Below are 9,833 nucleotides of genomic sequence, written 5' to 3'. Positions count from 1 at the left end.
GAGATTTGAGTAAAAGCTTGAAGTTAAATTTAGTAGATTATTATTTGGTCAATTATCAAAAAAAGCGAGTTTTTAAACCCCCGTTTTTTTAATTAAGTCGAATTTCCTAATAACTGCAAGTGATGGTAAAAACTACAATTCAATACAAAAACCTATTTCTTTACATTATCTACTTTCAATGCTATAATCATACACATACTTTATACACATAGGAAATGTAGATGACAGCACTTTATAACCTTCATGCAAAGAAAAAAGCAACCAATCTCAGTATAAATTCTGATTTGTTGAAAAAAGCAAAAGAGCTTCATATAAATATATCTAACTCTTTAGAAAAGACTTTAATTCAACTCATAAAAGAGAAAGAGATTAAGAACTGGGAAGCTCAGAATAAGATTTCTGTAAATAGCTACAATGAAAGAGTTTCCAAGAATGGAACATTCAGCGATGATATGAGAAGTTTTTAATGGCTCAGTTTGATGTATATGAAAACCAAAACCCAAGAACAAATGAAGAGATACCATATTTGCTTGATATTCAAAATAACATACTAAAGAACTTACAGACAAGAGTTGTTGTGCCTTTAGTTTTAAATATGAAACCTGCAAATATACTAAACCAACAGTTTGAGATAAATGACTTAACAGTCACTATGTCTACAGCCGAACTGGCAGGTATATCACTAGAGCATCTAGGTTCATTGGTTTGTTCAGTTGAGAGTAAAAGAGATGAGATAATCTCAGCAGTAGATTTTATGATAACTGGTTTTTAAAGTAGCATCTACGCTACTCTAAATTATATAATTACTAGAGAAAAGTATCAGCAGGCACGTGTACAAAACCATCCATGATAATTCTTGCACTTCTGCTCATTGCTACTTTTTCGATTTCGATTTTGTCTCCATCTATTTTAAGTGTAGCTCCAACTTTTAGTGTTCCAGATGGATGACCAAACTCTACGCTATCTCTATCTCCGCCACCAGCAGCTATATTTACAAGTGTTCCAGGAATAGATGCGGCAACTCCAATGGCAACAGATGCTGTTCCCATCATTGCATGATGAAGTAATCCCATAGATAATGCTCTAACATTGAGATCAATTCTATTGGCATTAACTTCTGCACCACTAGACGAGTTATAAGTTTGAGGTTTTGACACAAAAGCAACCTTAGGAGTATGCTGTCTAGTCTCTGCCTCTTTTATGTCTGTTATAAGGCCCATCTTAATAGCACCATAAGCTCTAATCGTCTCAAACCTTGCTAAGGCTTCCTCATCAGAGTTTATGTCTCCTTGAAGCTCTGTACCTTTATATCCAATTTCATCAGCATTTAAAAAGATTGTTGGTATTCCTGCTGTTATCATTGTTGCTTTAAAAGTTCCAACTCCCGGAACTTCTAAATCATCAACTAGGTTTCCAGTTGGAAATAGCTTCTCATCTGCATCTACAGGAGCTACAAACTCAACTTTAACTTCCTCAGCGGGAAATGAAACACCATCAAGAATAAAATCACCCATCTCTTTTACTACACCATTAGCCATAGGAACATAAGCGATAATAGTTTTTTTAATCTGAGTTTGCCAAATACGAACCTCAACGATTCCATTTTCAACAAGCTTAGATTCATCAACTAAACCACTTTTAATTGCAAACGATCCAACTGCGCCAGTAAGATTTCCACAATTTCCACTCCAGTCAACAAAAGGCTTATCAATTGCCACTTGACCAAAATAATAATCAACATCGTGGTCATCTCTTTTACTTTTATCAACTATAACAGTTTTACTAGTACTAGAAGTTGCTCCACCCATACCATCTATTTGTTTTTTATATGGATCTGGACTTCCTACAACTCTTAAAAGGAATTTGTCTTTAATCTCTTGATTTTCCCAAATATCTTTAGGAATGTCAGCAAGATTAAAAAAAGTTCCCTTACTAGTTCCACCACGCATATACGTAGCAGGAACTTTTATTTGTGGTTTATACATTATTTTTTACCAGCAGCAACAAAATCTTTAGCGAATTTTTGTAAGATTCCACCAGCTTCATAAACTTCAACTTCAGCAGAAGTATCAAGTCTACAAGTAACAGGAATGTTTACAACTTCACCATTTTTTCTTGTCATAATAACAGTAAGGCTTCCTCGTGCTTCAATCTCTCCAGAAACCTCATAAGACTCAGTTCCTACAATAGAGTAAGTTTTTTTAGTATCTCCATCTTTAAATTGTAAGGGAAGAACACCCATACCAACAAGATTTGTTCTATGGATTCGCTCAATTGACTCAGCAACAAGTACTTCAACACCTGCAAGTCTTACACCTTTTGCAGCCCAGTCTCTAGAAGACCCTTGACCATAATTAGTACCTGCGATGATGATAAGTGGTTGCTTTCTATCCATGTATGTCTCAATAGCTTCCCACATTCTAGATTCAGTACCTTCTGGCATGATTGTAGTTAATGAACCTTGTTTAGTTTCACCATTTGCATCTGTAACCATTTCATTAAATAGTTTTGGATTCGCTAATGTTGCTCTTTGAGCAGTATAGTGATCCCCACGATGAGTTGCATAAGAGTTTAAGTCATTTATAGGAAGACCCATTTCAAGACAATACTCACCAGCAGCACTTGTAGGTAAAATTGCGTTCGAAGGTGATAAGTGATCGGTTGTAATATTATCAGGGAATACACCTAGTGGTAACATGTTTTTAAGAGCAGGCTTGCCCATAAATTCATCTTCCCAATATGGTGGTTTGTTGATATATGTACTTTTTCTATTCCAATCATAAAAAGGTGAAATCTCAACACCTTCTAAAATAGTTTTTGCAAACATTGGCTCATAAATAGCTTCAAACATTTCTGGACGTACTGAAGCTTTTTCAACAGCGTTAATCTCAGCATCTGTTGGCCATAAATCTTTTAATGTAATAGGATTACCATTTTTGTCGTCACCTAGTGAATCTTTTTCAATATCAAATCTAATAGAACCAGCTAATGCATAAGCTACAACTAATGCAGGTGATGCTAAAAATGCTTCTTTTACATATGGATGAATTCTTCCATCAAAGTTTCTGTTTCCAGAAAGTACAGCAGTAGAATAAATATCATTGTCAACAACTTCTTTTTGAATAACTGGATCAAGTGCACCTGACATACCGTTACAAGTAGTACATGCAAAACCAACAATACCAAATCCTAACTTTTCAAGTTCAGGAAGAAGATTTGCATCTTTTAAATATGTTTCAACTACTTTTGAACCTGGTGCTAATGAAGATTTAACCCATGGCTTTCTTTTAAGACCTAATTCATTTGCCTTTTTAGCGAGTAAACCAGCAGCAATAACATTTCTAGGATTAGAAGTATTAGTACATGAAGTAATTGCAGCAATTAAAATTCCACCATCTGGAATTTTATTTTCATCTTCTTCTTTATACTCTTTAATTAAACCTTCTGCTACTAATGTATTTGTAGGAACTAATTTGTGAGGTTTAGATGGACCTGCTAAACTTCTTGTAACTTCTGATAAATCAAATATTATTTCTCTTGCATAAGTAGCTTTAGCTAACTCTGTAGCCCATAAACCATTTGCTTTAGCATATGCTTCAACTAATTTAACTTGTTCTGATTCTCTTCCTGTTAATGTTAAGTAATCTAAAGTTTGTTCATCGATTCCAAACATAGCAGCAGATGCACCATACTCAGGAGTCATATTAGAAATTGTTGCACGGTCTCCTAAGTTTAAATACTCTAAACCAGGACCAAAGAATTCTAAGAATGCTGAAATTACATTATTGTTTCTCAAAAAAGATGTTAATGTTAAAGCAATATCAGTTGCAGTAATTCCTTCAGCTCTTTGCCCAACAACTTTTACACCAATAATATCAGGAACTCTCATAAAAGAAGGGTTTCCAAACATTACATTTTCAGCTTCTAATCCACCAACACCAATAGCTAAAACACCTAGTGCATCAACATGAGGAGTATGTGAGTCAGTTCCCACTAATGTATCTGGACTTGCAATTCCATCAACATTGTGAATAACAGGAGACATTTTTTCTAAGTTGATTTGATGCATAATTCCATTACCTGGAGGAATAACATCTACGTTATCAAATGCTACTTTTGTCCAGTTAATGAAGTGAAATCTATCAGCATTTCTTCTATCTTCAATATCTCTATTGTTTTGGAATGCATCTGGATCAAAACCACCACACTCAACTGCAAGAGAATGATCTACTATTAATTGAGTTGGAACAACAGGGTTCACCTTTTTAGGATCTCCACCTTGTTCAGCAATTGCTTCTCTTAAACCAGCTAAATCAACTAATGCTGTAAGTCCTAAGATATCATGAGTTACAACTCTTGATGGATACCAAGGAAAATCTTTATCAGTTCTTTTTTCAATAAGTTGTACAAGTGAATCTTTTAAATCTGCACTTGGGCACTTTCTAAGTAAGTTCTCTGCTAATACTCTTGATGTATAGTTTAATTTCTCAAAACTCCCAGGAGTAATATCTTCTACAGCAGCTTTTACATCGTAAAAGCTAGTATCAAATCCCTCTAATTTTTTTAAGTATTTATCATTTGTCATGATTAATCTCTCTTATCTAGTGGAACAAACTTTAAATCATGTGGACCAACATATTGTGCAGAAGGACGAATAATCTTACCATCTTCACGTTGTTCTATTACATGTGCTCCCCATCCAGAAGTACGTGCTATTACAAATATAGGAGTAAACATATCTGTAGGAATTCCCATCTGATGATATGAAGATGCAGAGAACCAATCAAGATTTGGAAACATTTTTTTAGCATCCCACATAACAGTTTCTAAACGATCTGCTACATCGTACATTAGCATATCGTTATTTTCTTCACTAAGTGTTTTAGCAACTTTTTTAATAACAACATTTCTAGGGTCACTTAGAGTATAAACAGGATGCCCAAAACCAATAATAATTTCTTTGTTTGCCATTCTCTTTTTAATATCTTCTTCTGCTTCATCTGCTGAAGAGTAACGTTCTTGTATTCTAAAAGCAGCTTCGTTTGCTCCTCCATGTTTAGGACCTCTTAGGGCTCCAATTGCACCAGTTACTGCTGAGAACATATCTGAGCTTGTTCCAGCTATTACACGAGAAGTAAAAGTAGAAGCATTAAACTCATGTTCAGCATAAAGGATAAGAGATATATGCATAGCTTTTATCCATGACTCTTTTGCTGGCTTACCATGAAGTAGATGCAAGAAGTGTGCAGCGATTGTATCATCATCTGTTTCTAGCTCAATTTTTTTACCGTTATGACTAAAATGGTACCAATATAAAAGCATAGAACCAAAAGATGCCATAAGTCTATCAACGATATCTTGTGCTTCTTCTTTTGGATGACTTTCATCTTCTGGCTCTAGACATCCTAGTGCTGAACATCCTGTTCTCATTACATCCATAGGATGTGTAGCTTTTGGTAGTTGTTCTAAAATCACTTTAACTGAATCAGGTAGATTTCTTTGTGATTTTAGTTTTGCTTTATATGCAGTTAGTTCACTAATATTAGGCAATTTTCCATGTACTATTAAGTAAGCAATCTCTTCAAATTCAGCCTGCGTAGCAAACTCTAAAATATCATATCCACGGTAATGTAAATCATTACCACTAAGACCAACAGTACAAATGGCAGTATTGCCGGCAGCTGTACCCGAAAGAGCAACAGATTTTTTTGGTTTAAACGCTATTTTTTCACTACTCATAATCTATCCTTCTCTATTTTTGCTTGTTAAAAAGTTCATCTAATTTATCTTCATAAGAATGGTATCCGAGCATATCGTATAGCTCCATTCTCGTCTGCATAATGTCTATTGTAGAACTTTGACTTCCTTCATTTATGATTGATTCAAATACACTTAGTGCCGCTTTATTCATTGCACGAAAACCTGAAAGAGGATAAAGAACCATAGAGATGCCAACACTTGCTAACTCTTCTACGCTAAAGAGTGGTGTTGCTCCAAACTCTGTGATATTTGCTAATACTGGTACTTTGATTACATTTGTAAAGTCTTCATACTCTTTTAGTGTATGGATTGCTTCTGCAAATATCATATCTGCTCCAGCTTCCACATATGCTTGTGCACGTTCTAGCGCTGCATCTTGACCTTCACTAGCATGAGCATCTGTACGAGCCATGATTACAAAATCAGGATCTGTTTTTCCATCAACTGCAGCGCGGATACGGTCACACATTTCCTCAATACTTACTAACTCTTTATTTGGTCTATGTCCACAACGCTTTTGAGCAACTTGGTCTTCTATATGACAACCAGCAGCTCCCGCTTTTGTCATCTCTCTTACTGTTCTGGAGATATTAAACGCACCACCCCAACCTGTGTCTGCATCTACTAAAAGAGGAACATCACAACGACCTGTAATACGTCTGATATCTATACAAACATCTTCAAGCATTGTCATACCAAGGTCTGGCAGACCATAACTTGCATTTGCAACTCCTGCACCTGAAAGATATAAAGCTTTTGCACCTGCACGTTGGGCTTGGATTGCACTATAGGCATTTATAACACCTAAAACTTGTAATGGACTCTGTTCTTTTAACGCTTCTCTAAATCTTTTTCCTGCACTTGTTATCATTATATAATCTCCAATATTTATTTAGTTGTATTTATCTTTGGGTAACCCAAAGCTTTTATCGCTACTTCTATTTCTGGTAATACGCTTTCATCTTCTATAGTTGATGGCATATTCCATTCTTTTCCATCTGCAATACTTCGCATAGTTCCTCTGAGTATCTTTCCACTTCTTGTTTTTGGAAGTCTATCTACAACAGTAGCAATTCTAAAACTAGCAACTGCTCCTATCTTGTCACGAACAAGTTGTACTATTCCATCTACTAGTGACTCTTCATCTCTTTGTATTCCTGATTTTAAAACAACAAAACCCATAGGTACTTCGCCTTTTAAATCACAATCAACTCCAATAACAGCACACTCTGCAACATCAGGATGTTTAGCTACTATCTCTTCCATCTCTCCGGTTGATAAACGATGACCTGCAACATTTATAACACCATCCATTCGACCCATTACCCATACATATCCATCTTTATCTATGTATCCAGAATCACCAGTTAGGTAATATCCTTTATAGAAATTTAGATAAGAGCTTTTATAACGTTGATCATCATTCCAGATTCCCATTAGACAACTTGGTGGAAGAGGAAGCTTTAATACTAGGTTTCCAAGTACTCCAGCCTTACATTTTTTACCATCTGCATCTAGTACTTGTAGATTAAATCCTGGCATTGGTTTTGTAGGACTTCCTGCTTTTACCTTCATAGGGTCTAAGCCCATAGGATTTCCAGCTATTGCCCAACCTGTTTCTGTTTGCCACCAGTGGTCAATCGCTGGTTTGCCAGTAACTTCTTGTATCCATTCTAAGGTAGGAGAATCACATCTCTCTCCTGCAACGAAGATAGTCTTTAGAGCACTTAAATCGTACTTTTTAACCCACTCTCCATTTGGATCTTCTTTTCTTATTGCTCTAAATGCCGTAGGAGCAGAAAATAAAATATTTACCTTATACTCTTCACAAACTCTCCAAAATGATCCAGGATTTGGTGTACGAACAGGTTTTCCTTCATATACAATTGTTGTACAACCATTCATTAATGGTCCATAAACAATATATGAGTGTCCTACTACCCAGCCAACATCACTTGCTGCCCAAAATACATCACCTGGTTTTGCATTATAAACATTATCCATAGACCATTTCATAGCAACTGAGTGTCCACCATTACTTCTGATAACACCCTTTGGTTTTCCAGTAGTACCTGATGTATAAAGTACATAAAGAGGATCGATTGCATCTACGGGAACACAATCAACACCAGTAGTTTTTTCTTCTTCTTCTGCCCAATCTACATCTCTCCAAGGAAGCATATTTGCTCTTTCTTGTGGTCTTTGGTAGATAAAACAAGTTGTTGGTTTATGAGCAGATTGCTTAATCGCTTCATCTAAAAGTGGTTTATAGTGAATTACTTTAGAGATTTCAATACCACAACTTGCACTCATAATTACACGAGGTTTTACATCTTCTATTCTAGTTGCAAGTTCATGTGCAGCAAATCCGCCAAAAACAACAGAATGAATAGCACCAATTCTTGCACATGCCAACATTCCAATAATAGCTTCAGGAATCATTGGCATATAAATAACTACTCTATCACCTTTTACTACACCTTTATTTACAAGCATACCAGCAGTTTTAGCAACTCGGTCACGTAGTTGTGTATAAGTATATGTTGTTTTAGAATCTGTAACAGGAGAATCATAAATAATTGCTAGTTGATTACCACGTCCATTCTCAACATGTAAGTCAACTGCGTTGTAGCAAGTGTTCATACATCCACCAACAAACCATCTATAATGACCATCTACAACATCTAGAACCTTATCCCATTTATGATACCAATGTACTTTTGTTGCTGCCTCAGCCCAAAAAACTTCTGGATCTTTTATAGACTCTTCATAAACTTTATCGTAAATTGCTCCCATAGACTTCTCCTACTAAATATATTTTAAATAATTATACTTTACATGTAGAGAATTTGTCGGTACAAGATTTAGTATAAAAAAACAGTTTTTGTACATATTGTTTTTTTTGTACAATAATTGTACAATTAGGAATGAAAACAATTGATAAAATCATAGAAATTTACAATCGTTCAGAGTTGAGTATCTCTAAATTTGCAGCAATCATTAGCAAAGATAGAAGGACTGTAACCTCTTGGATTGATAAAAGTACACAAAAAGAACCCAATGAAGATGTACTTAAAAAAATAACAAATTTCTTTAGGTATCCAGACATTATTTGGAATGATGATTGTCAAGAAAATGACTTCTTAGAACTTATAACATTGATTCCAAAAGAAGAGGTTAAAATCATTGACGAGGGCTATCTTGGAGGATTACAGTATATTCTGGCACATGAGGATAAGGAAAGGTTTGTTATCCATCCTCAATTTCCTGGACCAATGTATAGGGATACAACAGTTCCGAGAGTCTATAGAACAAAGGCTACTTCAGAGATAGAAGCATTTAAAAAAGAAAGAACAACCAAGATGCTTTTATATTCATTTGAGACAACAGAGTGGTACAGTATAAAATCACTTTTGAGTTTTTGCTTTAGTGAGATAGGAAACTTTTACACAAAAGAGCAAAAATTACAAATCTTAAATCTCATGGTAGATAACTTTCATGACAATTACAATAAACATTTGTATTTTTTTGATTCATTCTCAAGAAAAATATATGGCTTAGATACAGCCTATACCTCTATAAATATAAAAAATGGTGTTATGTTTTTTAAAGCTCCACTAGAATCAGTTTTTATAGAAGTTACAAATAAAAAATTGATAGAAAGAATTCACAGACATTTTACATCTGGAAGCGAAGCGCCAACTCATGTAGCACCAAATGATGCAACTGAGATACTAAAGATTTTAACTAGTGCGGTTGACTTAGAGTTAGACTTATGTAGTGCTTACGAAGAGATAAATAGAAAAACTTTATATGGTGGCTTGTTTAAAAATAATATTAGTTTATCATTACATAATAAATTATCATCACCACGTGTTGGACAGAAAGTAAACTAAACTAGCTCATAAAGCCAGGGTAGACTTTCTTAATAACAAAGTAAATTTTACACCCTATGCAGTAACTAAAAAAAGCTTCTAATAACGCACAAAATAAAAATATAACCGTTACTACGATTGAAAAGATATATAGATTTAAGTTATATCCCATAAATAATGTAAGAATAAAGAAAATAG

Annotated in this window: 9 protein-coding genes; 3 read left to right on the top strand and 6 right to left on the bottom strand. The window is 34.8% G+C overall.

Annotated features, from left to right (window positions below; genetic code table 11):
* Positions 1 to 221 precede the first annotated feature (221 nt).
* A complete protein-coding gene (locus tag QZZ48_RS12005) occupies positions 222 to 467 on the top strand; it encodes a type II toxin-antitoxin system CcdA family antitoxin (protein ID WP_294966161.1) in 246 nt (81 codons plus the stop codon).
* Positions 467 to 772, top strand: coding sequence for a CcdB family protein (locus QZZ48_RS12000; RefSeq protein WP_294966157.1), 306 nt, complete (start codon positions 467 to 469; stop codon positions 770 to 772). Before QZZ48_RS12005 ends, QZZ48_RS12000 begins: the two co-directional genes overlap by 1 nt.
* Positions 773 to 806: 34 nt before the next feature.
* Here the strand turns inward: QZZ48_RS12000 and prpF are convergent, their stop codons facing one another.
* Genes prpF through QZZ48_RS11975 form a run of 5 tightly spaced genes read right to left on the bottom strand, consistent with a single transcriptional unit; the run spans position 807 to position 8,556 of the window.
* Positions 807 to 1,985 (bottom strand): 2-methylaconitate cis-trans isomerase PrpF, encoded by a 1,179-nt coding sequence (prpF, locus tag QZZ48_RS11995; RefSeq protein ID WP_294966156.1) that lies wholly within the window; start codon positions 1,983 to 1,985, stop codon positions 807 to 809.
* Positions 1,985 to 4,585: a Fe/S-dependent 2-methylisocitrate dehydratase AcnD gene (acnD, locus tag QZZ48_RS11990; RefSeq protein ID WP_294966153.1), complete on the bottom strand. Its 2,601-nt coding sequence runs from the start codon at positions 4,583 to 4,585 to the stop codon at positions 1,985 to 1,987. Before acnD ends, prpF begins: the two co-directional genes overlap by 1 nt.
* Before the next feature lie 2 nt (positions 4,586 to 4,587).
* Positions 4,588 to 5,739: a 2-methylcitrate synthase gene (gene prpC, locus QZZ48_RS11985; RefSeq protein ID WP_294966150.1), complete on the bottom strand. Its 1,152-nt coding sequence runs from the start codon at positions 5,737 to 5,739 to the stop codon at positions 4,588 to 4,590.
* Between the two features lie 13 nt (positions 5,740 to 5,752).
* A complete protein-coding gene (prpB, locus tag QZZ48_RS11980) occupies positions 5,753 to 6,631 on the bottom strand; it encodes a methylisocitrate lyase (protein WP_294966147.1) in 879 nt (292 codons plus the stop codon).
* Positions 6,632 to 6,648: 17 nt separating this feature from the next.
* Complete coding sequence (locus tag QZZ48_RS11975; RefSeq protein ID WP_294966144.1) at positions 6,649 to 8,556, bottom strand: propionyl-CoA synthetase; 1,908 nt, start codon at positions 8,554 to 8,556, stop codon at positions 6,649 to 6,651.
* A gap of 131 nt (positions 8,557 to 8,687) precedes the next feature.
* Here QZZ48_RS11975 and QZZ48_RS11970 point away from each other — a divergent pair, with 131 nt between their 5' ends.
* On the top strand, positions 8,688 to 9,656 hold the full coding sequence (locus QZZ48_RS11970; protein ID WP_294966141.1) for a hypothetical protein: 969 nt from the start codon (positions 8,688 to 8,690) through the stop codon (positions 9,654 to 9,656).
* A 1-nt stretch (position 9,657) separates the two neighbouring features.
* Here the strand turns inward: QZZ48_RS11970 and QZZ48_RS15855 are convergent, their stop codons facing one another.
* Positions 9,658 to 9,822, bottom strand: a complete 165-nt coding sequence (locus QZZ48_RS15855) for a DUF4395 family protein (protein WP_366755936.1) — start codon at positions 9,820 to 9,822, stop codon at positions 9,658 to 9,660.
* Between the last annotated feature and the right edge of the window lie 11 nt (positions 9,823 to 9,833).

It is taken from the genome of Sulfurimonas sp., from assembly GCF_016744025.1.
Taxonomy (GTDB): Bacteria; Campylobacterota; Campylobacteria; order Campylobacterales; family Sulfurimonadaceae; genus Sulfurimonas.
Note: the sequence above shows the minus strand (reverse complement) of the source record. Positions and strands in the feature narration are given on the sequence as shown.

Coding starts and splice junctions, on each gene's coding strand:
- QZZ48_RS12005 (WP_294966161.1), top strand. CDS start 222: ATGACAGCACTTTATAACCTTCATGCAAAGAAAAAAGCAACCAATCTC.
- QZZ48_RS12000 (WP_294966157.1), top strand. CDS start 467: ATGGCTCAGTTTGATGTATATGAAAACCAAAACCCAAGAACAAATGAA.
- prpF (WP_294966156.1), bottom strand. CDS start 1,985: ATGTATAAACCACAAATAAAAGTTCCTGCTACGTATATGCGTGGTGGA.
- acnD (WP_294966153.1), bottom strand. CDS start 4,585: ATGACAAATGATAAATACTTAAAAAAATTAGAGGGATTTGATACTAGC.
- prpC (WP_294966150.1), bottom strand. CDS start 5,739: ATGAGTAGTGAAAAAATAGCGTTTAAACCAAAAAAATCTGTTGCTCTT.
- prpB (WP_294966147.1), bottom strand. CDS start 6,631: ATGATAACAAGTGCAGGAAAAAGATTTAGAGAAGCGTTAAAAGAACAG.
- QZZ48_RS11975 (WP_294966144.1), bottom strand. CDS start 8,556: ATGGGAGCAATTTACGATAAAGTTTATGAAGAGTCTATAAAAGATCCA.
- QZZ48_RS11970 (WP_294966141.1), top strand. CDS start 8,688: ATGAAAACAATTGATAAAATCATAGAAATTTACAATCGTTCAGAGTTG.